We start from the raw sequence: 20,363 nt of genomic DNA, 5'->3' as shown, positions 1-20,363 counted from the left end.
TGCTGAAGGCGAAGCTACTAGCAGGTTTCTTCCGATGATACGAGGCATGTCAGCCCCTTCTTTCATGGATTTGGCGCTGAAAACGGCCGAAAACGCCGGAAAAGCCGGCGAAGTTCCGATCGGATGCGTGATTGTCCGGGGTTACGAGATCATCGCCACCGCCAGCAATCGCACCCTCACCGACCGCGATCCGACCGCCCATGCGGAAGTCCTGGCGATCCGGCAGGCCGCCGAGGCCATCGGCACCGAGCGGCTGGTCGATTGCGACCTCTACGTGACGCTGGAGCCCTGCACCATGTGCGCCGGCGCGATCTCCTTGGCCCGTATCCGCCGGCTGTATTACGGCGCCGCCGACCCCAAGGGCGGCGCGGTCGAGTCAGGCGTGCGGTTCTTCGCACAGCCGACCTGCCACCACGTGCCGGAGGTCTACGGCGCAGTCGGCGAGACCGAGTCCGCGCGCCTCCTGCGCGAGTTCTTCAGGGAGCGGCGCTGACGCTTCCGTAGCCCGGATGAAGCGCAGCGCAATCCGGGGAGCTTTCTCCGCGGAGACCATCCCGGATTTCGCTTCGCTTCATCCGGGCTACTAAGTTCTCCGCTGTTGATCCCGTCATCCTGAGGCGCGAGCAGAGCGAGCCTCGAAGGATCGACGGCCACCGGCCGGGCCGATTCATCCTTCGAGGCTCGCCGAAGAGGCTCGCGCCTCAGAGTCTGACTCCAAATGAGCTGAGTATTTTCAGGGCATAGCGAGGCGTCTGGTCAAGAGCCTGAGATGGGCTACGAGGAGCCAGGCGACCTCAGTTGAGGCGGAGCCCTCGAAATCTCTGGAGAGGCGGCGACACCTGCCGAACCACGCGAAGGTGCGCTCGACGACCCAGCGTCGTGGTAAGAGCTGGAAGCCTTTGACCCCAGGCGGCCGCTGAACGATCTCAATGGTCCATGGCCCGCAATGGGAGAGCGCGCCAACAAGCTGCTTTCCGCGATAAACCCGGTCAGCAAAGACATGACGCAGCTTCGGAAAGCGCTCTCGCACGCGCTCCAGTAAGGGGACTGCACCATGCACGTCCTGAACATTGGCTGGGTGAACGTGGACGGCCAGCAAGAGACCGTTGGTATCGGTGACGATGTGCCGCTTACGTCCGTTAACACGTTTGCCCGGATCGAAGCCGCGCGGGCCGCCGGCTTGTGTCGTCGAAGCGCTCTGACTGTCGATGACGGCCGCCGTCGGTGTCGGCTTGCGGCCGAGTTTGCGCCGTGCCTGTCGGACCAGAGCCTTCACGATCCTGTGCCATCGGCGAGTATCGCGCCAAGTATAGAAATAACCTTGCACCGTCGAGTACGGCGGGAACTCCCGCGGCAGAGCGCGCCATTGGCAGCCGGTGGACAGAATGAACAAAATCGCCTCGACCACCTTGCGCAGATCAACCTTCCGCGGTCGGCCCAATCGACGCCGACCTGGCAACTTCCTGGCTATCAGACGCCACTCCGCGTCGGTCATGTCGCTTGCATAGCGCAGTCCGTTCCGCAGATACTGAGCACGAGTGATTTTGGTCCATGGCATGGTGCACTCCCTCGAATCTTCGCAAATCCGAAGGAATCACAGCCGACTGAAATCACTCACTGCTTTTTCGGTCAGGCTCTCAGGATGACGGTGCGAGAGCGGAGTCACTCCGCCAGGAAAAACCCCCGCAGCAGCTTCGCCGTCGCGTCCGGATTTTCCTCGGGCAGGAAATGCCCCGACGCCACCGGCGCGCCGACGACATTGGTCGCCCAGTTCTTCCACGTGTCGAGCGGCGTCGTTGCGGCGCTGGCAACCCCGGCATCGCCCCACAACGCCAGCATCGGGATCGTGATCTTGTTGCCGGCGTCGACGTCGGCCTTGTCGATCTCAAAGTCGGCATAGGCGCCAGCGCGATAATCCTCGCACATCGCGTGGATGCGGGCGGGATCGCGGAACGGCGCAAGGTAATGCGCGAGCGCACGCGGATCGATGGCGTCCAGCGTCTTGGTCCTGGTCTGGCTCGCCATCTTCTCCTTGAGGAAGAATTCGCCATTGCTCGTGATCAGCGTCTCCGGCAGCGGATAGGGCTGGGCCAGGAACGCCCAGTGGTAGATCTTCAGCGCCGAGAGGCGATTGAGCTTCTGCCAGTAATCATAGTTCGGCGCGATATCGAGCACCGCGAGCTTCGACAGCCGGCCGGGATGATCGAGCGCGAGCCGGTATGAGACGCGGCCGCCGCGGTCGTGGCCGGCGAGTGCGAAATGCACATGGCCGAGCTGCTCCATCGCCTCGACCATGGTCTTGGCCCAGGCCCGCTTGGTGTAGGGCGTATGGTCCTTGTCGCTATCAGGCATGTCGGACCAGCCGTAGCCCGGCAGATCGGCGATGATCAGCGTGAACTTGTCATCAAGCTTCGGCGCGACCGTGTGCCACATCACATGCGTTGAGGAAAACCCGTGCAGCAACAGCAGCGGCGGGCCCTTGCCGCCGACGCGGGCGAAGATGCGGCCCTGCGCGGTGTTGATCCATTTCGATTCATAGCCGGGAAAAAGATCAGCGAGATCAGGCATCGGTGGCTCCCCCGGTCGCGTGCGCCGTGCTTCAAACTTTGTTCGGCGTTGCCGCTGGTCCAAGTGAGGTTTATGCCATTCTCAAGCCCAAGCAACAACAACACGAAATGAGGAAGTGCCATGTCGATCGATTTCGAGATTCCCGCTGAAGCCAAGGCGATCCGCGAGAAGGTCCGCAAATTCGTGCACGACGAGTGCATTCCGGCGGAAAAGGAACTCGACACCAAGCCGCTTGCCGAGGTGCTGGGACCGCTGCGCAAGAAAGCCCGCGCACAGGGCCTGTGGTGCCCCTTCGTGCCGAAGGAGTATGGCGGTATGGGCCTCGGCCCGCTCGCCAACGCGCTGGTGCAGATGGAGCTCGGCGAGAGCATGCTCGGCGCGCTCTCGATGAACACGCAGGGGCCGGACGACGCCTCGATGATGACGATCCTGGCGCACGGCACCGAGTACCAGAAGGAGAAATTCCTCAAGCCCCTCCTGAACGGCGAGAAGCGGATCTGCTTCTCGATGACCGAGAAGGCTGCCGGCGCCGACGCCACCGGCATGCAGACCACGGCGGTCAAGGACGGCAACGAGAACTACATCCTCAACGGCGAGAAATGGTTCTCCTCGTCGGCGAGCGTCGCCGACATGGCGCTTGTGATGGCGAAGACCGATCCGAACGCACCACGCCACAAGCAATACTCGACCTTCATCGTGGAGCTGCCCAACCCGGGCTACCGCATCAAGCGCAACGTCGCCAACATGGCGATCGAGGGCCCGCATGACGACGTGATCCATGGCGGCCACTCCGAGATCGAGATCAAGGATCTGAAGGTGCCCGCCGACAATCTGCTCGGCGGCGAGGGCAATGGCTTCAACATGGGCCAGCACCGCCTCGCCTACGGCCGGCTGCGCCACGGCATGCACAACGTCGCCAAGGCGCAGCGCGCGCTCGACATGGCGGCCGCCCACGTCACCAAGCGCTCGACCTTCGGCCAGCTGCTGGCCGACCGCCAAGCGGTTCAGTTCATGCTCGCCGACTGCGCGAGCGAGCTCTATATCGGCCGGCTGATGCTGCTGCACATCGCCTACAAGGCGGAGAAGGGCCTCGATATTCGCCAGGAGAACTCGATCGCCAAGATCTTCCACGCCCACATGGTGCACAAGGTGATCGACACCGCGATCCAGCTCCACGGCGCGCTCGGCTTCAGCCAGGATACGCCGCTGGCGAAATGGTACACCCAGGTGCGTTCGCAGCGGCTGGTCGACGGCCCCGACGAGGTGCACAAGTGGAAGATTGGCAAGAACGTCATCAAGGCGTTCCGCGAGCACGGCACCACCGCGAGCGCGGCGGGTGGGGATTTGCTGTAGTCGGCAGCAGCGTCCCACACACCCATCGTCATTGCCGGGCTTGACCCGGCAATCCATCTCACGAAGAGACTTTCTCGAAGGCGATGGATGCGCGGGTCAAGCCCGCGCATGACGAGCGAAAAGTGCGGCGCGCGCTAGCCCGTCGGCTTTTCCGCCTCCACCGCCTGCCAGGCGATGTCGCGGCGGCAGAATCCCTCGGGCCATTTGATGCGATCGACGGCCTGATAGGCGCGGTCGCGCGCTTCGGTGACCGTCTTGCCCATCGCGCAGACGTTCAGCACACGGCCGCCATTGGCGAGGATGGCGCCATCCTTCGCCACCGTGCCGGCGTGGAAGATCTCGACGCCCTCGACCTTGGCGGCGTCATCGAAGCCGTCGATCCGCGTGCCCTTGATGTAGTCGCCGGGATAGCCCTTGGCCGCCATCACCACCGTCAGCGCCAGGTCCGGGTACCAGCGCAGATCGAAATTCTTCAACTGCCCATCGATGGAGGCGAGAAACGCCGGCACGATGTCCGACATCATCCGCAGCATCAGCACCTGGCACTCGGGATCGCCGAAACGGACGTTGTATTCGAACAGCTTTGGGCCCTGCGCGGTCAGCATCACGCCGGCATAGAGCACGCCCTTGAACGGCGTGCCGCGGCGCTTCATCCCGGCGACCGTCGGCAGGATGATCCGCGCCATGATCTGGTCGTGCACCTCAGGCGTCACGAACGGCGTCGGCGAATAGGCGCCCATGCCGCCGGTGTTCGGCCCCTTGTCGTGATCGAACACCCGCTTGTGGTCCTGCGCGGACGCCAGCGGAATAGCGGTCTCGCCATCGCACAGCGCGAAGAAGCTGATCTCGCGGCCCGACAAGAACTCCTCGATCACGACCTCGGCGCCGGCCGAGCCGAATGCGCCCTCGAACATCATCGCAACAGCGGCTTCCGCCTCGAGCAAGGTCTGCGCCACCACGACGCCCTTGCCGGCAGCGAGCCCATCGGCCTTGACCACGATCGGGGCGCCCTGGGCGCGGACATAGGCCACCGCGTCCTTCGCATTGTCGAAGCGGCGATAGGCACCGGTCGGAATGTTGAACTCGCTGCAGAGGTCCTTCGTAAAGCCCTTGGAGCCCTCGAGCTGCGCAGCCTGCTTGCTCGGCCCGAACGCCTTGATGCCGACGGCGGCGAGATCATCGACGATGCCGGCTGCGAGCGGCGTCTCCGGCCCGACCACCACCAGATCGACCGCGCTGCGCCGGCAGAATTCGATCACCGCGGCATGGTCGGCCACATTGAGCGCAACGCACTCGGCCTCGCGCGCGATCCCGGCATTGCCCGGCGCGCACCAGAGTTTCGTCACCAGCGGAGATGCGGCGATCTTCCACGCCAGCGCATGTTCGCGGCCGCCGGAACCGAGCAGGAGGATGTTCATCAGACACAGGCCCAAAAGGGTGCAAGAGCTGTGTCGGTCGCACGAATCCCGGCCGGCCTGCAAGGGGCGACGGGGCCGATTCCCCCGTCATTCCGGCTCACGGCTGCTTGCCGGCGATGATCTCCTGCAAGGTCGCGACATGGCGGGCGAAGGCGCCGCGGCCGGCCGCGGTCGCGGTCACGGTGGTCTGCGGCTTCTTGCCGACGAAGGCCTTGTCGACCGCCACATAGCCGGCCCGCGCCAGCGTCTCGATATGGGCGCCGAGATTGCCGTCGGTGGCGCCCGTCAGCTTCTTCAGCCGGGCGAATTCGAGCCCGGTCGAAACCGGCAGCGCATTGAGCGCCGCCATGATCCGCAGCCGCAACGGCTGGTGGATGATCTCGTCGAGCTCCGCCATCGATCAGATCCGGCGCATCCAGAGGCCGCCGAGCACCAGCGCGCCGCCATGCACGACCGCCATCCACAGCAGCAGTGCCGGGCCGGCGTGGAAATAGCCGATCGCGATCAGGGCACTGGTGCCGAGCGCGATCACGATGAAGGCATAGCCGAACCACAAGCCGGCGAGCGCGTAGAACAGCATCGTGAAGAGCGGCCAGAACACCAGCATCTGGCGCGGTCCAAAATGGCCCAGCACGACCGAGCAGAAAATGCCGAATGCGATGAACAGCAGGAACGCCATCAGCAATCGGATGGCGAAGGCGCCCGCCCCCGGACCGACACCGCTGAACGCAGCAATCCCGATCGAGCCTGCGATCCCGATGAGATCGACGACGGCCCAGATCGCGTAGCCCTGAGGCGGCCATGTGTAGTTGGCGATGTAGCCCAGGAACACCAACACGCCCCACATGATGATGATGAGGCTGGCCGTCTGATAGATCTGCGATTGGCGGACGCGCTGCACGACGTGGTTGATGTCGTTCAGCGCCGCGCTGGCCTGCTGGCTGTCGATCATGACGGCACCCCACTCTGCTCCGCGAGCTTGGCGGACACCGGTGGCGCCTCCGCCGGCGGACGATATTTGGCGATCAGGACGTAGGCGACCGTCATGGTCATGATCGACAGCACCAATGCCACCAGCCCGACCTGCCCGCGCGTCGTCAGCGGCAGCAGACGCGCCATGATTTCCGTTGCCGCCGCTGACGTCAGCGACACGTAGGACCAGGAGATGAAGTAGTAGTGCTTCAGTCGCCAGTTCGCCGGGCGCGGGCTACGCAGCAGCGGAACAATCGCGGCCACGATGCAGGCGAAGTTCACGATCGCGCCGACATGGAACAGGTTGAGAGTGCCGGTGAACCGATAGACCAGCATCGCGGTCCCGTCGGCGACCAGCATGGCGTAGACGTAGAAATAGCCACGCGCCCGGTGGCCCGCGCCGCGCTTTGGACGCAGGAACTGGATCAGCCCGACACCGATGCACAGCACCGCCACGACGGCATGAACAGCGCCTGCCGCGGAATGGACGAAACCTGCCAACGTCAACTGCGGGATCATCGGTCAGCCCTCCAGCCAGGTCACCATCACCCTCAATACAGAGAACTCTGTACTACAGAGTATATGGACAAACAAGCCCGCGCATTGGCGATGGCGGGCAAAAGTCCCTACGTTGCGCTGAAGCTCACAAACAGCCGAATCACCTGCAAATGACTGCTGCCGCGCCAAATCTCGTCAACGCGCCTGAATTCACCGTCTCGGAACTCTCCTCCGCGCTGAAGCGGACGGTGGAGGACCGCTTCGGCCATGTCCGCGTCCGCGGCGAGATCTCCGGCTTCCGCGGCCCGCACTCCTCCGGCCACTGCTATTTCGCCCTGAAGGACGAGAGCGCCAAGATCGAGGCGGTGATCTGGAAGTTCGCCCACGCCCGGATGCGCTTCAAGCCCCAGGAGGGCCTCGAGGTCATCGCCACCGGCAAGCTGACCACCTATCCGAACTCCTCGAAGTACCAGATCGTCATCGACTCGCTGGAGCCGGCCGGCGTCGGCGCGCTGATGGCGCTGATGGAGGAGCGCAAGAAGAAGCTCGCGGCCGAGGGCCTGTTCGACGAGGCCCGCAAGCAGCTCTTGCCTTGGCTGCCCGAGGTGATCGGCGTCGTCACCTCGCCGACCGGCGCCGTGATCCGCGACATCCTGCATCGGCTGGAGGACCGCTTCCCCCGCCGGGTGCTGGTCTGGCCGGTCAAGGTGCAGGGCGACGGCTCGGCCGAGCAGGTCGCGGCCGCGATCCGCGGCTTCAACGCGCTGCCGGAGGGCGGCAGGATCCCGCGGCCCGATCTCTTGATCGTCGCGCGCGGCGGCGGCTCGCTGGAGGACCTGTGGTCGTTCAACGAGGAGATCGTGGTCCGCGCTGCGGCCGAGAGCCATATCCCGCTGATCTCGGCGGTGGGCCACGAGACCGACATCACGCTGATCGACTTCGTCGCCGACAAGCGCGCGCCGACGCCGACCGCGGCCGCCGAGATGGCGGTGCCGGTGCGCAGCGAACTGTTCGTCGAGGTCGCAGCGCTCGCCCGCCGCACCATGGTGTGCTGGCAGCGCGGCCAGGAGGCCCGCCGCAACGAACTGCGTGCCGCGACGCGCGCGCTGCCGGCGGCGAACGAACTGCTGGCGATCCCGCGGCAGCGGCTCGATCATCTCGCAGCCGGGCTGCCGCGCGGACTGAAGGCCAATACGCACGCGCATTTCCGCCGCTTTGCCGCGTCGAGCTCGCGCCTCACCATCGGTGTGCTGCGCGGCCAGGTCGCGCATGCAAGGCAGCGGCTGACCGTCTCGGGCGAACGCATCACGCTGTCGGCGCGCTCGCTGCTGCATCGCCGGCGCGAACGCTTCAGCGGGCTCGAGATCCGGCTCAAGGCCTCGAAGCTCGCCAACGCCAAGGCCCAGCGCAACGCGATCGCGCGCGATCTCGAGCGCACCCACCGCCTCGCCGAGCGTGCCCGCCGCGCGCTGCTGACGACGCTGCAGCGGCTCGAGGCGCGGGTCGCCCATCGCAGCCAGTTGCTGTCGGCGCTGTCCTATCGCGGCGTGCTGGCGCGCGGCTTTGCACTGGTGCGCGACGCGCAGGGACACGCACTGCATTCAGCCGCGGCGGTCGGCCCGAACGCCAATTTGTCGATCGAGTTCGCCGACGGCCGCGTCGCGGCCACGACGAATGCCGATCAGCCCGCGGCGACGGCGACGCCGGAGAGCCCGCCGAAGCCGCGTGAGGCGAAGCCGGCGGCGCCGAAGCGCGTCACCAAGCCGGTCGATCAGGGCAGCCTGTTCTAGCGCGCCAGCCACTCGGCGACTTGCTTTTGCGCGTCCTTGCGTGCGCTCGCATCGGTGCCGATGTGACCGGGCTCCGTGATGTCGACATCGGACGAGGCCGCGACCGCGTGCAGCGGCAGGTTGGCGCGGTCGAAATCGTGATAGGCCTCGGGATAGACCACGATCCGCGCCAGCGCGCTGCGGCCGCGCGCGCCGTCGACCATCTGGTGGCAGGCCGACGATGACGTCACATCGTCGCGCGCGCCGATCAGGACCAGCGTCGGCACCCGCGCGCTCCAGCCAAGGCCTGACGAGGTGCGGCAATCCGGATAGAACGCGACCGCCGAGCGGAAGTCCGGCTCGACGTTGCGCGACCACATCTGCGGCCGCACCGCCCACAGCAAGGCGGCCGCGCCATTGCCCCAGCCGATCAGGCTGATGCGGCTCTTCGCAACCCATTTCTGCTGCACCAGCCACTGCCGCGCGGCGTTGATATCGGCGACCCGCGCACGGCGGGTCTGGACCTGATGCTCCCTTATGCGGCACTGCGGCCCGAGCTCGCGCGAGCCGTAGCTGTCCGGCAGCAGCACCGCATGGCCTGATGTGAGCAGTTGCTCGGCCCAGTCGCGATAGCGCGGCAGCACCGCCTCGGAACGGCCGGCGAGACCGCCGCAGGCGTGCAGCGCGATGACCGTCGGGAACGGGCCATCGCCGTCGGGCCGGTAGAGCTGCGCGTGCAGCGTGATATTGCCTTCGGGAATTTCGACCTGATGCGGCGCCGGAAGCGGCGCCGCGGCCGCGGCCGGCACGGCAAGCATCGCGAGGCACATGAAAACTGACGTGAAGCGCATCCGATCCGGCCGGCTCGTTATGGCGCTGCCAACACAGCGGACCACAGCTGCAACGCTACCATGCACGTCTGCCGCCAAATCATCACAAGTCGGTGGTTTAACGGGCGGACATGACCCCCTATCTGTGATAGACGGCTTCATGAACATTAGGGCTGCCTCATCGGAGGCAAGGCGGAGAGCTCAAACGTGCTGAACAAGTTCGGTCCCTCGGGCCATGGCGAAGCGCAAGTGCAATATCTCGACGGCGATTTCCGCGTGATCTCGCCTGGCACCTTTGTGCGTTGTGCCATCACCGACGTCCGGATTCCGCTCGACGAGCTGAAGTACTGGAGCGTCGACCTGCAGGAAGCCTACGCCACCCCGACCGCCGTGCTGCAGCGCCACCATCCCGGCGTGCTCAAGTCGCAGGCTTAAGCTCAAGACGGGGCTCACGCGCGCAGCCTCCTGTTCCGTGCCTTGAACAGCTGATCGCTCACCAGGCGCCGCAGCGCGGCAGCATCCTCGAATTGCAGCGTCACCGCGAACGGCACGATCGCCTGTGCCCAGGCCGGCATCCCGGCCGGTCCGCGCAACCGCGCCAGATCCTTTTCCGTCGTCACCAGCGTCAAGGCGTCAGCTCTCGCATCGGCAACGAGCTGCGCGATCTCGTCCTTGGTGAAGGCATGATGATCGGCGAAGGCCGTGTTGCGCACGACGTCGACGCCACTGGCGCGCAGCGTGTTGAAGAAGCGCGCGGGATCGCCGATGCCGGCGAAGGCGAGTACGCGCTGACCGCGCAACGCACTCAACGAGGCCTCATCCGGCTTCAGATGCGCCGACAATACCGGCTTGCCACGGGACGCGAGATCGGCCGCAATCGTTTTCGCTGCACCCCCCTCGCCGACCACGATCAGCGCGTCGGTGCGTTCCAGCTGCGGCAACAGCGGCGCGCGTAACGGTCCGGCCGGAATGACGCGGCCATTGCCGACGCCACGCGTGCCGTCGATCACGATCAGGCAGGTGTCCTTGATCACGCTCGGATTCTGGAAGCCGTCATCCATCAGGATCACGCTTGCGTCCTGCGCGCGCGCCAGCGCCAGGCCAGCGGCACGGTCGCGCGAGACCACGACCGGCAAGGTCGCCGCCATCATCAGCGGCTCGTCGCCGATATCGGCCGCCGTGTGGTGGTCACGATCGACCTTGACCGGCCCGGCAAGCCTGCCGCCATAGCCGCGGCTGAGCACCACCGGCCGCTCCTCGAGCTGACGTAGCAGCTTTGCCAGCGCCAGCACGGTCGGCGTCTTGCCGGCGCCGCCGACGTGGTAGTTGCCGACGCAGATCACGGGAATGCCGGCATCGACGCCGGAGCCCTGCATCCGCCGCGCGGCCACCGCACCGTACAGCGCGGCAAGCGGTCTCAACAATTGCGATGTCCAAGACGATGGCCGGTGCCAGAAGGCCGGCTCACGCATTGGCGGCTCCCATCTCGAGCTGCAGCTGCAACAGATAGGGCTCGAGAGCGGTCACCGTGCGCTCCAGCGCACCGCCGAGCTGTTCGACGACGCGCTCGGAGGCCGCAAGCGACGTATCGCGTGCCGCGGGGTCGGCGAGGAACTGGCCGAGCTGCTTGACCAGCGCTTCCAGATCGTCGGCGCGCCGCGCGCCGCCGGCACGATCGAGCGTGTCATAGACTTCGGTGAAATTGAAGACGTGGGGGCCGTGCACGATCGCAGCGCCGAGCTTGATCGCCTCGATCGGGTTCTGGCCGCCATGCGCGACCAGCGAGCCGCCCATGAACACGATCGGCGCCAGCCGGTAGAACAGGCCGAGCTCGCCCATCGTATCGGCGACATAAATATCGGTGGTCGCGACCGGCAGATCCTCATGCGAGCGCAGCCCGGGGCGCAGGCCTGCTTCCGTCACCAGCCGCGCCACTGCCTCGCCGCGCGCGGCATGCCGCGGCACGATCACCGTGAGCAGCCCGGGGAAGAAGCCGGCGAGCGATTTGTGCGCCTCGATCAGGAGCTCTTCCTCGCCGGGATGGGTGGACGCGGCAACCACGATCGCGCGGCCGCGCGTCACCGACATCAGCCGCTCCAGCTTGGCTGGATCGGCCGGCGGCGCCGCGACGTCGAGCTTGAGGTTGCCGGTGACCATGACGTTGGGGCTGCCGAGCGCGGCAAAACGTTCGGCGTCGGTCTTCGACTGCGCGAGGCAGATGTCGAACCGTCCGAGCAGCGCCCCGATGGTGTTGGAGACCCGGCGCCAGCGCGGAAACGAGCGCTGCGACATCCGCCCGTTGATCAGCACCATCGGCAGCCGCCGCGCGGCGCTCGACAGGATCAGGTTCGGCCACAGATCGGATTCGATGAACAGCGCCAGCGACGGACGCCAATGATCGAGGAAGCGCGCGACATAGCGCGGCGAGTCATACGGCACGTATTGATGGATCACGTCGGGTGGAAAGCGCTTGGCCACGATCGCGGCCGAGGTCACCGTCCCTGACGTGAGCAGGATGCGCAGATTGAGCGCGCGCAGCCGCTCGATCAGCCCGACCGCCGCCAGCACCTCGCCGACGCTCGCGCCGTGGATCCACACCAGCGGTCCCTGCGGCCTGGTATCGGCGCTGACGCCGCGCCGCTCGCCGACGCGTTCGGGATCTTCCTTGCCGAACTTGAGCCGCCGCTTGATCAGCGCAGGCGCGAGCGGCACTATCGCGGACGACAGCTTGCGGTAGATGCGCAACGTCATCGGTAGCGAGCTAGCCAAGCGTTGCCTCCGGCCGCCCGACGGCTGCATAGGCGCGCCGGGTCGCTTCGTTGAGAAGATTCTCCACGTGCTGCCGAAGCCTTTCCATCGTCGCGGCATCGGCATCGGGCGGCACATAGACCGGCTCAATACCTACCACTGCGCCGCGCCCGAATGGCAAATTGATGGTCGTGGAATCCCAGTTTTTCAACCGGATGAATCGGCTGGTGACCATCGCAAAGGGGATGATCGGCCGGCCGGTTTCCCGCGCCAGCATGATGGCCCCGAGACCCGCCACCCGCGCCCGCTTCGGCACGTCGGCCGTCGTAGCCATGTTGCAGCCGTCTTCCAGCGTCCGAACCATCTCCAGGAAGGCGCCGACGCCGCCCTTGCGATGGAACGCGCCGGAATGGTCGCCGGAACCCCTGATCGTGCCGATGCCGAGCCGCTCGACCGCCAGCGCGTTGAACTCGCCGTCGCGGTGGCGGGAGATCAGGACCTTGGCGCGGTAGCTGTCCTTGGTCTTGATGAACGGCGTCATGAAGTGCTGGCCGTGCCAGAACACGAAGATCGCCGGCATCAAGGGCTCGACGATCCCGTATACGTCATGCGGCTGATAGATGAAGCGGTTGGTGTACCACACCAGCCGCAGGTACTCGGCCGCAAGCACACCCAGCGCGCGCTGCACGAAGCCGCTGCGCAGCAGATCGCGAAGAAGTCGTTTCAATGGGAGTGCTTCGTGTCCTGCTCAGGATCGAGCAACCGGTGGAGATGGACGACGAAATAGCGCATCTGGGCGTTGTCCACGGTCGCTTGCGCCTTCGCCTTCCAGGCCGCATAGGCGGTCGCATAGTTCGGGTAGACGCCGACGATCTCGACTTCGTCCAGATTCTTGAAGGTGTTGTGCTCGAGATCGGTCAACTCGCCGCCGATCACGAGGTGGAGCAGCTGTGGCTGGGCATTGTCTGACATGATGGTTTTCCTAACGAGATGCCCGGCAAGCAAATGAAGTCGTGGTCGTCACAGGTCTGGTCGTCACGAGTCTGGTCGTTACAAGTCTGATCGTTACAAGTCTGATCGTCACAGGTTTGTCGTAACAAGTCTGGTCGTCACAATCGGAAACGCGGTGCGGATCGGCGGGGCCTCACGGCAATGGACGGTTGCGAAAATGCTCGACAATGCGTGCATGACGTTCGCGTCCTGCTGCCACCAGCACCCCATGCGTCACCTCCCGGCGATTGTACTCAATCGCATCCCCCGAGAGCGCGGTCATCTTACCACCCGCTTCCTGCACGATCAAATTCGCGGCGGCAAGATCCCAGTCGCGGCTTTGCCCGCCCGCAAAGGCGGCGTCAAGTCGACCTTGTGCTACGCGGCACAACCGCAAGGCCAGCGATCCGATCCGCGGAAACAGCGTGATCTCGTCCGACGTCGGGCTGAGCCGCTGCACCAGCGGTTTCGGTCCGGCCATGCGGGGAAAATCGAACTCGGTGCCCGCGGTCGCGTGCACGCCGCTGTCGTTCAGGGTGGCGCCCTGGCCGCGGGCGGCGAAGAAGAATTCCTCGGTCACCGGCGCATACACCGCCGCGAGCACCGGCGATGCATTTTCAACCAGCGCCACACTGACGCACCAGTCCTCGCGGCCGGCGAGATAGGCGCGGGTGCCGTCGATCGGATCGACGATCCAGGTGAAGCGCCTGTCGAGCCGGGTCGCGTTGTCGGCGCTTTCCTCCGACAGCCAGCCGTAACCCGGCGTCGCCGAACGCAGCTGCTGCTCCAGGAGGTCGTTGACGGCGATGTCGGCCTCGGAGACCGGCGAGGACGCGCCCTTGATCCAGTTCTTCAACTCGGTGCGGAATAGCGACGATGCGAGCCGGCCCGCCTCCTGCACCGATCTGGTCAGCAAGGCGGCGTCGCGCGCCTTGGTCCAGTCGTCCGTATCAGCGTCCGCCAAGCGTCAGGCCCTCGATGCGCAGCGTCGGCGAATTGACGCCGTAGCGGAATTCCAGATCGTTGGCAGCGACCAGCGACTTGAACATCGGCAGCAGATGGCCGGCGATGGTCACTTCGCTGACCGGATAGGTGATCTCGCCGTTCTCGATCCAGAAGCCGGACGCGCCGCGGCTGTAATCGCCGGTCACGCCGTTGACGCCGGAGCCGATCAGGTCGGTGACATAGAAACCCTGCTTGATGTCGGAGATCAGCTCCTTCGGCGTCACCGCACCCGGCTCGAGATGCAGATTATAGGTTCCGGGCGATGGCGAGGACGACACGCCGCGATGCGCATGCCCGGTCGTGACCAAGCCGAGCTCCCGCGCGGTCGCGGAGTCCAGCACCCAGGTGGTCAGCACGCCTTCGTCGATCAGCGCGATCTTTTTCACCTCGACGCCCTCGGCGTCGAAGGTCTGCGAACGCAGGCCGCGCACGCGCAGGGGATCGTCGATGATACGGATATCCCTGGAGAACAACTGCTCGCCGAGCTTGTCCTTCAGGAAGCTGGTCTTGCGCGCGATCGAGGCGCCGTTGATGGCGCCGACCAGATGGCCGACGATCGAGCCCGCAACCCGCGGGTCGAACACCACAGGCACCTTGCAAGTCTCGACCTTGCGCGGATTCGACCGCGCCACCGCGCGCTCACCGGCCTTGCGGCCAACGGCCGTGGGTGAATCGAGATCGGACGCATGCGGCGCGCTGGTGAAATCGTAATCGCGCTCCATGCCGGTGCCCTCACCGGAAATCGCCGTCGTCGAGATGCCGTGACTGGAGCGAAGATAAGAACCGTGGAAGCCGGTCGACGTCACCAGCACCATGCCGCCGATCCCGGTCGAGGCCGATGCACCGCCGGACTTGGTGACACCCTTGACCGCGAGTGCCGCGGCCTCCGCTTCGATGGCGCGCTGCTCGAGCTCGGCCGTGGTCGGGACGGTGCGGTCGAGCAGATCGAGATCGGGGAAATCATGCGCATGGAGCGCGGGATCGGCCAGGCCGACATATTTGTCGTCGGGCGCGACGCGCGCCATCGCGACCGCACGCTCGGCGAGCTTTGCGATCCCGTCGCCGCTGACGTCATTGGTCGAGACCACCGCTTGGCGCTGGCCGACGAACACCCGAAGGCCGACATCATCGCCTTCGGAGCGCTCGGTTTCCTCGACGCGGCCGTCGCGGACTTCGACGCCTTGCGAGACGCCCCGCACCGCGATGGCATCGGCCGCATCGGCGCCGGCGCGCTTTGCGGCCTCGACCAGACGCTGCGCAAGGTCGCTCAGGCCGGACTGATCGAACAGATCGGAGGTATCGCCGTGTCGCGATGCAGATGGTGAAGAGTTCACGAACGAATTCCTGCGGATTGAGGGGGGCCCGGAATGGCGTCGACAGACCTAACCAGATGTGCCGGTTTCACAGGGAATTCAAGCACTTTGCACCGGCGGGCAACAAAGATTTGAGTGATCGGCGCAAGGCTTCGTCAATCATGCGGGCCAACCTCTTGTCAATCATGGCGCCAGGTGAGGAGCGGTTAACCAGGCTTTTTAAGCCGAAACGGCCATCGCTCGGCTAGGCTCTCACACATCGACCGGGAACATAATCCCGGCGGGGAGACTAGGGCTTTGAGGCGTCAAACACCAACAAGCGGAATCAATTCCGCCGGGTCGAGCCGCGCACTGCGGCTCGACCCACTTTCCCTTCCGCTCAGCTTCCACGCGCAGGATGCGCGCGCGGATGGCGGCATGCGGCAGGTCGAGCTTCATCGCGAACATGTCGTGCTGCGCCGTGCCGTTCTCGGGATGCGGATGGCGGTCAATGTTCGCGTCAGCGATTTCCTCGGTGTCGCGCTGCGCGGCATCGACGACGCGCAGATGCTGGTGCTGGTTCACCGCGATCCCGCGCTCTCCATTCCGCTCGGCACCAGTTCGGATGCCGAAGAGATCAGCTCCGCCTGGCAGATGTGGAGCGACATCTTCCATCTCCCGCAACTGACCGAGCCGGCGCCGCGCCAGCCTGCCCCGCGCCGCCGCCGCCGCAACGCAATCCGCGCGCGCCGCCCGAAATTCCTGGTCCGCCGCCGCGCCGGCGTCAGCCTCAACGGCACCAGCGTGCATCGCGACGAGCGCGAGATCATCGCGCGGGATTGAGTACGTTTCGCCGCTCCACGACTCTCACCTCATGGTCGTCCTGGTGAAAGCCAGCACCCATAACCACCGCATTCGGTGATGAACGGGATCGTGGCCCCGGCGACGCGCAACAATCGAGATTTGGGTAATGGGTCCTGGCTTTCGCCAGGACGACGATGAGGATGGTTGTCGATTCAAGTTGCCACACCACGCGGTGTCATCACCCGCGCATGCGGGTGATCCAGTATTCCAGAGACGGCTGTGCTTAAGCCGAGAGGCCGCGGCGTACTGGATCGCCCGGTCAATGTGCGCAATTGCGCACAGGCCGGGCGATGACAGCTGAGGATGGGGACGCAGCTTCGCATTCTCGCGACCTAAGCCGCGCGCAGCATCGCATCGACGACCAGGCTCGCGAACAGGATGAAGCCGGCGTCGCGGTTGGACTTGAAGATGCGCAGGCAGAGCGCGGGGTCGCTGGTGTCGAGCCGGCGGACCTGCCAGGCGAGATGCAGCGCGAACGCCGCAAGGCCGATCCACGCCGGCCAGCGTGCGCCCGCAAGCGCGAACGCCGCGCCGATCAGCAGCACGGCGAGACCATAGAAAATCACCAGCGCGCGATGGGTGCGTGCGCCGAACAGGCGCGCGGTGGATTTGACGCCGATCAGCGCATCATCCTCGGCATCCTGATGGGCGTAGATGGTGTCGTAGGCGATCACCCAGGCGATCGATCCGGCGTAAAGCGCGATCGCAGCCGCATCGATGCGCTCGAGCGTCACCGCAAATCCCATCAGGGCGCCGTAGGAAAAGGCGAGACCGAGCACGACCTGCGGCCACCAGGTGATCCGCTTCATGAACGGGTAGATCGCGACGATCACGAGCGAGGCGATGCCGGTCATGATCGCAAAGCGGTTGAACTGCAAAAGCACCGCGAGCCCGATCAGCGCCTGCAGGACCATGAAGATCACCGCCTGCGTCACCGTGACCTGCCCGGCGGGGATCGGCCGCGACCGCGTGCGCTCGACCCTGGCGTCGAGATCGCGATCGGTGATGTCGTTCCAGGTGCAGCCCGCGCCGCGCATCACGAAGGCGCCGATGAAGAACAGCAGGACGACGAGCGGGAGCGAGCGAACATCATGTGCGACGCCGGCGGCCAGCGCCGCCGACCACCAGCACGGCATCAGCAACAGCCAGGAGCCGATGGGCCGGTCGTAGCGCGCAAGCCGCAGATAGGGCCGCGACCAGACCGGCGCATGGGTATCCACCCAGTTGCCTGTGGAGTCGGCAACGCGGGCGGAGACGTCACTCATGCGCGGTCAATCATCGGGCGCTCGATCATCGGGTGAGAACGTTGCCGTTCAGCGTGTCGAAGGTGCTGCCGCCCTTCTTGGTCGGCGTCGCTTCCGGCAGCGAGGCGGACGAGCCGAGCACGTCGCTCAGCGACGGCCCCGCGGGCCCGCGCGGCTGCGCCGCCGCCTGCTCCGCGACGTTGCAGACCTTCTTCAGCAGCGCTTCGGTATTCTTGTGGCCGTTCTTGAGCTGATCGGAGATCTGCGGCGGGATCCCGCACTTCGCCGCGTTGGTGTCGACGTATTTGATCATCCTGACTTCGGCCTGGCTATAATTGCCGATCAGCTTGCAGGCCTCCTGGGGGCTGGCGTGCCGGTCGCTCGCCGCCTTGATCGCCTTGCCGCGCTTCTCGGTCTCCTCGCGCAGCGGAACGAAATCCTTCATGCAGGCGTCACCGGCGGCGCCGCCACCGGCGCCGGGCGGGGGCGGCGGAGACGACAGGCCGCCACCGGCGATGGGAGCCGCACCATTGGTTGGAAATGCCGACGGCGTGGCGCCGACCCTGGCCGCCGGCGCGCCGTTGACCGGCGGGAACGCAGGATCCGAAGCGCTGCCGGCCTGGCTTGGACGCATGCCATTGACAGGCGGGAAAGCGGGATCCGAGGCGGTGCCGGCCTTCCCTTGTTGATTGGGCAGCGGTGCCGGAAAGGCGCTCTGGGCAGCGGCGTACCCCGCGGACAGGGCGGTCGCGGCAACGGTCAGCACGATCAGTCGGCGGATCATCGAGGGTGTTTCTCCGGCAAAAGGTCCAGGCAACCCCAGCGCAACAAAACGAAGCAACGAAATTTGGGGGCGTTTTACGATTCCTGTGAGCCCTTAACAACCCGTGGATTTGGGCGACAGCGCGGCGTAGGGCCACACCGGCCACATTAAATTGTTCCCCGATTTTAAGCCTTTAGGCCGCGAACGGCGGTAAATCCGGGCCATCAAATGTGCCTGAACGAGATTTTCGGTCATGCCTCAGCTCGAATTTGCGGGCCCACACCGACCGAAACGCAAAAGGGGCCGCGTGCAAGCGACCCCTCGGACTTCAAAAATGACTTGGTGACAGAAGCAATATATCGACACCCCTGTAGTAGTTGGCCGGAGCGGTCCTGACGAGTCCGCGGGACTACGGTGTCGCCCGGCTTGGTTAACTTGCCTCGCCGCATGGAAGCGGCCTTAGCGCCGGCGCCCGACGCCTATTACGGTGTCTGCCGATCCTCTCCGATCGCAATCAACGGCAGCGGGCAATACTTGGCAGCACCTTTGGGCTAGAACGCGGCTCAGGAACCTAGGACATGCCTGAACTCGATTTTCGTAGCCCCCGCCTGTTTGTCGATGCCCCGCTCGGAGCCGGCGCGACCGTTTCGCTCGAACGCGACCAGAGCAACTATCTCGGCAACGTGCTGCGGCTTGGCGCCGGCGACACCGTGCTGGTGTTCAACGGCCGCGACGGCGAATGGCGCGCCGAGATTTCCGGCCGCAAGCGGGCCGACACGCTGACGATCACGGCGCAGACCCGCCCGCAGGACCGCCTGCCCGATGTCATCTACGTATTCGCGCCGCTGAAACATGCGCGGCTCGACTACATGGTGCAGAAGGCGGTCGAGATGGGCGCCGCACGGCTCGTGCCGGTGCTGACACGCTTCACCCAGGTATCGCGGGTCAACAGCGAGCGGATGCGCGCCAATGTGGTTGAAGCCGCCGAGCAATGCGGGATCATCTCGCTTGCCGAGGTCGCCGATCCCCTTCCGCTCGAACGTTTCCTGGCGGGGCGCGATCCGGCACGGCTCCTGGTGTTCTGCGACGAGGCGGCCGAAGTGGCGAACCCGGTGCAGGCGCTGCAGGCAACGACCGCCGCAAACGGCGGGATCGACGTGCTGATCGGCCCCGAGGGCGGCTTTGCCGAGGAGGAGCGCGCGCTGCTGCTGCGCCAGCCCAACATCCTCCGTCTCGCACTCGGGCCGCGCATCCTGCGGGCCGACACCGCCGCCGTCGCGGCGCTGGCGCTGGTGCAGGCGGCGCTGGGGGATTGGGGAGCAAAGGGCTAGCCGGAACGGCGGCCCGCGGGCCGGCGGTCTATTCGCCTGACAAATCCAGCTCTCCAAGAGAGCGCGCGGCATCGATGACGCGCATGATGCGCACGCCGCCTGGGATAATCTCGTAAAGCGCCAGCCACCGCGAAATCACCAGCATCCTCGCACCATCGGCAACGTCGGGACGCGCCGGGCCCGATTCAGGGAATTGCGCCAACTGGCCGCAGCGCGCTTCAATGCGATCGATCCAATGGTCTGCCGTCGCGGGTCCTTTGTCGGATGCGATGAGAAACCAGATTTCGGCGAGGTCGCTTTGCGCGAGCCGAGAAAGGCGAACCTTTCCCAATTTACTTGCCCGCTGCCTTCAACCGGGCTCGTCCCTGCGCCTTGATTTCAGCGAAGTCAGCCGGACCCGCGTCGCCGCTCGCCTGTCCCGCCGCCCAGGCATTGCGGAGGAATGCCAATCGCGCCTCTTCGGTCTGCTCCATGATCCGCAGCGCCTCTCGCACGACCTCGCTTGCCGAGGTGTAACGGCCGCTCGCAACCTTGGTTTTGACGAACTCGCTCAACTCGTCGGTCAACGACACGTTCATATTCATGATGGGACCCTCTCCCCAATTATGGGAGCGACCACAGGCTTTAGCAATGTTTGCCATAAGCCATCGAACGTTCCGGTTCCACCTAGCCAAGCCGTCGTAAAATCGTTAACGCACGCAATCATTAAGCCACTTGG

Annotated in this window: 23 protein-coding genes; 6 read left to right on the top strand and 17 right to left on the bottom strand. The window is 65.5% G+C overall.

Annotated features, from left to right (window positions below; translation table 11 throughout):
- Window positions 1–46 precede the first annotated feature (46 nt).
- Window positions 47–493 (top strand): nucleoside deaminase, encoded by a 447-nt coding sequence (locus AAFG13_RS33155; protein ID WP_224943568.1) that lies wholly within the window; start codon window positions 47–49, stop codon window positions 491–493.
- A gap of 240 nt (window positions 494–733) precedes the next feature.
- Here AAFG13_RS33155 and AAFG13_RS33150 read toward each other — a convergent pair whose 3' ends face one another.
- Both AAFG13_RS33150 and AAFG13_RS33145 read right to left on the bottom strand, forming a co-directional pair.
- Window positions 734–1,558, bottom strand: a complete 825-nt coding sequence (locus tag AAFG13_RS33150) for an IS5 family transposase (protein WP_342708452.1) — start codon at window positions 1,556–1,558, stop codon at window positions 734–736.
- Window positions 1,559–1,662: 104 nt separating this feature from the next.
- The gene (locus tag AAFG13_RS33145) at window positions 1,663–2,568 is read right to left on the bottom strand and encodes an alpha/beta hydrolase (RefSeq protein WP_342709400.1); all 906 of its coding nucleotides are present in this window, start codon (window positions 2,566–2,568) and stop codon (window positions 1,663–1,665) included.
- Between the two features lie 120 nt (window positions 2,569–2,688).
- Between AAFG13_RS33145 and AAFG13_RS33140 the strand changes: the two genes are divergently transcribed.
- Entirely contained in the window at window positions 2,689–3,921 is a 1,233-nt protein-coding gene (locus AAFG13_RS33140; RefSeq protein WP_076864913.1) for an acyl-CoA dehydrogenase family protein, read from the top strand.
- Between the two features lie 134 nt (window positions 3,922–4,055).
- Here AAFG13_RS33140 and purD read toward each other — a convergent pair whose 3' ends face one another.
- The 4 genes from purD to AAFG13_RS33120 form a co-directional block, all read right to left on the bottom strand.
- Window positions 4,056–5,339 carry a phosphoribosylamine--glycine ligase gene (purD, locus tag AAFG13_RS33135; protein ID WP_342709399.1) on the bottom strand — a complete coding sequence of 428 codons (1,284 nt, stop codon included), beginning with the start codon at window positions 5,337–5,339 and terminating at the stop codon, window positions 4,056–4,058.
- 97 nt (window positions 5,340–5,436) lie between these two features.
- Complete coding sequence (locus tag AAFG13_RS33130) at window positions 5,437–5,736, bottom strand: transcriptional regulator (protein ID WP_021077293.1); 300 nt, start codon at window positions 5,734–5,736, stop codon at window positions 5,437–5,439.
- A gap of 3 nt (window positions 5,737–5,739) precedes the next feature.
- Window positions 5,740–6,291: a hypothetical protein gene (locus AAFG13_RS33125; protein WP_342709398.1), complete on the bottom strand. Its 552-nt coding sequence runs from the start codon at window positions 6,289–6,291 to the stop codon at window positions 5,740–5,742.
- Window positions 6,288–6,830, bottom strand: a complete 543-nt coding sequence (locus AAFG13_RS33120) for a DUF2306 domain-containing protein (protein WP_212313522.1) — start codon at window positions 6,828–6,830, stop codon at window positions 6,288–6,290. The genes AAFG13_RS33125 and AAFG13_RS33120 overlap by 4 nt, the downstream gene beginning before the upstream one ends.
- Before the next feature lie 149 nt (window positions 6,831–6,979).
- Here AAFG13_RS33120 and xseA point away from each other — a divergent pair, with 149 nt between their 5' ends.
- Window positions 6,980–8,599: an exodeoxyribonuclease VII large subunit gene (gene xseA, locus AAFG13_RS33115; protein ID WP_212313525.1), complete on the top strand. Its 1,620-nt coding sequence runs from the start codon at window positions 6,980–6,982 to the stop codon at window positions 8,597–8,599.
- Here xseA and AAFG13_RS33110 read toward each other — a convergent pair.
- Window positions 8,596–9,429, bottom strand: coding sequence for a dienelactone hydrolase family protein (locus AAFG13_RS33110; protein WP_342709397.1), 834 nt, complete (start codon window positions 9,427–9,429; stop codon window positions 8,596–8,598). The two genes, xseA and AAFG13_RS33110, sit on opposite strands and share 4 nt — an antisense overlap.
- Window positions 9,430–9,615: 186 nt before the next feature.
- Here AAFG13_RS33110 and AAFG13_RS33105 point away from each other — a divergent pair, with 186 nt between their 5' ends.
- The gene (locus AAFG13_RS33105; protein ID WP_029079217.1) at window positions 9,616–9,843 is read left to right on the top strand and encodes a DUF2093 domain-containing protein; all 228 of its coding nucleotides are present in this window, start codon (window positions 9,616–9,618) and stop codon (window positions 9,841–9,843) included.
- A 14-nt stretch (window positions 9,844–9,857) separates the two neighbouring features.
- Here the strand turns inward: AAFG13_RS33105 and lpxK are convergent, their stop codons facing one another.
- The 6 genes from lpxK to AAFG13_RS33075 form a co-directional block, all read right to left on the bottom strand.
- A complete protein-coding gene (lpxK, locus tag AAFG13_RS33100; RefSeq protein ID WP_342709396.1) occupies window positions 9,858–10,880 on the bottom strand; it encodes a tetraacyldisaccharide 4'-kinase in 1,023 nt (340 codons plus the stop codon).
- A complete protein-coding gene (locus AAFG13_RS33095) occupies window positions 10,873–12,207 on the bottom strand; it encodes a 3-deoxy-D-manno-octulosonic acid transferase (protein WP_342709395.1) in 1,335 nt (444 codons plus the stop codon). The genes lpxK and AAFG13_RS33095 overlap by 8 nt, the downstream gene beginning before the upstream one ends.
- Window positions 12,170–12,883 (bottom strand): lysophospholipid acyltransferase family protein, encoded by a 714-nt coding sequence (locus AAFG13_RS33090; protein WP_342709394.1) that lies wholly within the window; start codon window positions 12,881–12,883, stop codon window positions 12,170–12,172. The genes AAFG13_RS33095 and AAFG13_RS33090 overlap by 38 nt, the downstream gene beginning before the upstream one ends.
- Entirely contained in the window at window positions 12,880–13,128 is a 249-nt protein-coding gene (locus AAFG13_RS33085) for a DUF4170 domain-containing protein (RefSeq protein WP_050628541.1), read from the bottom strand. The genes AAFG13_RS33090 and AAFG13_RS33085 overlap by 4 nt, the downstream gene beginning before the upstream one ends.
- A 172-nt stretch (window positions 13,129–13,300) precedes the next feature.
- Window positions 13,301–14,110, bottom strand: coding sequence for a 3'(2'),5'-bisphosphate nucleotidase CysQ (locus AAFG13_RS33080; protein ID WP_342709393.1), 810 nt, complete (start codon window positions 14,108–14,110; stop codon window positions 13,301–13,303).
- Window positions 14,097–15,485, bottom strand: coding sequence for a TldD/PmbA family protein (locus AAFG13_RS33075; protein WP_342709392.1), 1,389 nt, complete (start codon window positions 15,483–15,485; stop codon window positions 14,097–14,099). The genes AAFG13_RS33080 and AAFG13_RS33075 overlap by 14 nt, the downstream gene beginning before the upstream one ends.
- A 276-nt stretch (window positions 15,486–15,761) precedes the next feature.
- Here AAFG13_RS33075 and AAFG13_RS33070 point away from each other — a divergent pair, with 276 nt between their 5' ends.
- The gene (locus AAFG13_RS33070; RefSeq protein WP_342709391.1) at window positions 15,762–16,286 is read left to right on the top strand and encodes a DUF6101 family protein; all 525 of its coding nucleotides are present in this window, start codon (window positions 15,762–15,764) and stop codon (window positions 16,284–16,286) included.
- A 353-nt stretch (window positions 16,287–16,639) separates the two neighbouring features.
- Here AAFG13_RS33070 and ubiA read toward each other — a convergent pair whose 3' ends face one another.
- On the bottom strand, window positions 16,640–17,572 hold the full coding sequence (gene ubiA / locus AAFG13_RS33065; protein WP_342709390.1) for a 4-hydroxybenzoate octaprenyltransferase: 933 nt from the start codon (window positions 17,570–17,572) through the stop codon (window positions 16,640–16,642).
- Between the two features lie 25 nt (window positions 17,573–17,597).
- On the bottom strand, window positions 17,598–18,335 hold the full coding sequence (locus tag AAFG13_RS33060; RefSeq protein ID WP_212313543.1) for a hypothetical protein: 738 nt from the start codon (window positions 18,333–18,335) through the stop codon (window positions 17,598–17,600).
- Window positions 18,336–18,892: 557 nt separating this feature from the next.
- Here AAFG13_RS33060 and AAFG13_RS33055 point away from each other — a divergent pair.
- A complete protein-coding gene (locus tag AAFG13_RS33055; RefSeq protein WP_342709389.1) occupies window positions 18,893–19,645 on the top strand; it encodes a 16S rRNA (uracil(1498)-N(3))-methyltransferase in 753 nt (250 codons plus the stop codon).
- Window positions 19,646–19,673: 28 nt separating this feature from the next.
- Here the strand turns inward: AAFG13_RS33055 and AAFG13_RS33050 are convergent, their stop codons facing one another.
- Both AAFG13_RS33050 and AAFG13_RS33045 read right to left on the bottom strand, forming a co-directional pair.
- Window positions 19,674–19,976 carry a type II toxin-antitoxin system RelE/ParE family toxin gene (locus AAFG13_RS33050; RefSeq protein WP_212313546.1) on the bottom strand — a complete coding sequence of 101 codons (303 nt, stop codon included), beginning with the start codon at window positions 19,974–19,976 and terminating at the stop codon, window positions 19,674–19,676.
- A gap of 1 nt (window position 19,977) precedes the next feature.
- Entirely contained in the window at window positions 19,978–20,223 is a 246-nt protein-coding gene (locus AAFG13_RS33045; RefSeq protein WP_342713439.1) for a type II toxin-antitoxin system ParD family antitoxin, read from the bottom strand.
- Window positions 20,224–20,363 lie beyond the last annotated feature (140 nt).

The organism is Bradyrhizobium sp. B124 (assembly GCF_038967635.1).
Lineage (GTDB): Bacteria > Pseudomonadota > Alphaproteobacteria > Rhizobiales > Xanthobacteraceae > Bradyrhizobium.
Note: the sequence above shows the minus strand (reverse complement) of the source record. Positions and strands in the feature narration are given on the sequence as shown.

Excerpts from the sequence above, each read along its gene's own strand:
- AAFG13_RS33155 (WP_224943568.1), top strand. The coding sequence starts at position 47 with ATGTCAGCCCCTTCTTTCATGGATTTGGCGCTGAAAACGGCCGAAAAC.
- AAFG13_RS33150 (WP_342708452.1), bottom strand. The coding sequence starts at position 1,558 with ATGCCATGGACCAAAATCACTCGTGCTCAGTATCTGCGGAACGGACTG.
- AAFG13_RS33145 (WP_342709400.1), bottom strand. The coding sequence starts at position 2,568 with ATGCCTGATCTCGCTGATCTTTTTCCCGGCTATGAATCGAAATGGATC.
- AAFG13_RS33140 (WP_076864913.1), top strand. The coding sequence starts at position 2,689 with ATGTCGATCGATTTCGAGATTCCCGCTGAAGCCAAGGCGATCCGCGAG.
- purD (WP_342709399.1), bottom strand. The coding sequence starts at position 5,339 with ATGAACATCCTCCTGCTCGGTTCCGGCGGCCGCGAACATGCGCTGGCG.
- AAFG13_RS33130 (WP_021077293.1), bottom strand. The coding sequence starts at position 5,736 with ATGGCGGAGCTCGACGAGATCATCCACCAGCCGTTGCGGCTGCGGATC.
- AAFG13_RS33125 (WP_342709398.1), bottom strand. The coding sequence starts at position 6,291 with ATGATCGACAGCCAGCAGGCCAGCGCGGCGCTGAACGACATCAACCAC.
- AAFG13_RS33120 (WP_212313522.1), bottom strand. The coding sequence starts at position 6,830 with ATGATCCCGCAGTTGACGTTGGCAGGTTTCGTCCATTCCGCGGCAGGC.
- xseA (WP_212313525.1), top strand. The coding sequence starts at position 6,980 with ATGACTGCTGCCGCGCCAAATCTCGTCAACGCGCCTGAATTCACCGTC.
- AAFG13_RS33110 (WP_342709397.1), bottom strand. The coding sequence starts at position 9,429 with ATGCGCTTCACGTCAGTTTTCATGTGCCTCGCGATGCTTGCCGTGCCG.
- lpxK (WP_342709396.1), bottom strand. The coding sequence starts at position 10,880 with ATGCGTGAGCCGGCCTTCTGGCACCGGCCATCGTCTTGGACATCGCAA.
- AAFG13_RS33095 (WP_342709395.1), bottom strand. The coding sequence starts at position 12,207 with ATGCAGCCGTCGGGCGGCCGGAGGCAACGCTTGGCTAGCTCGCTACCG.
- AAFG13_RS33085 (WP_050628541.1), bottom strand. The coding sequence starts at position 13,128 with ATGTCAGACAATGCCCAGCCACAGCTGCTCCACCTCGTGATCGGCGGC.
- ubiA (WP_342709390.1), bottom strand. The coding sequence starts at position 17,572 with ATGAGTGACGTCTCCGCCCGCGTTGCCGACTCCACAGGCAACTGGGTG.
- AAFG13_RS33060 (WP_212313543.1), bottom strand. The coding sequence starts at position 18,335 with ATGATCCGCCGACTGATCGTGCTGACCGTTGCCGCGACCGCCCTGTCC.
- AAFG13_RS33055 (WP_342709389.1), top strand. The coding sequence starts at position 18,893 with ATGCCTGAACTCGATTTTCGTAGCCCCCGCCTGTTTGTCGATGCCCCG.
- AAFG13_RS33045 (WP_342713439.1), bottom strand. The coding sequence starts at position 20,223 with ATGAACGTGTCGTTGACCGACGAGTTGAGCGAGTTCGTCAAAACCAAG.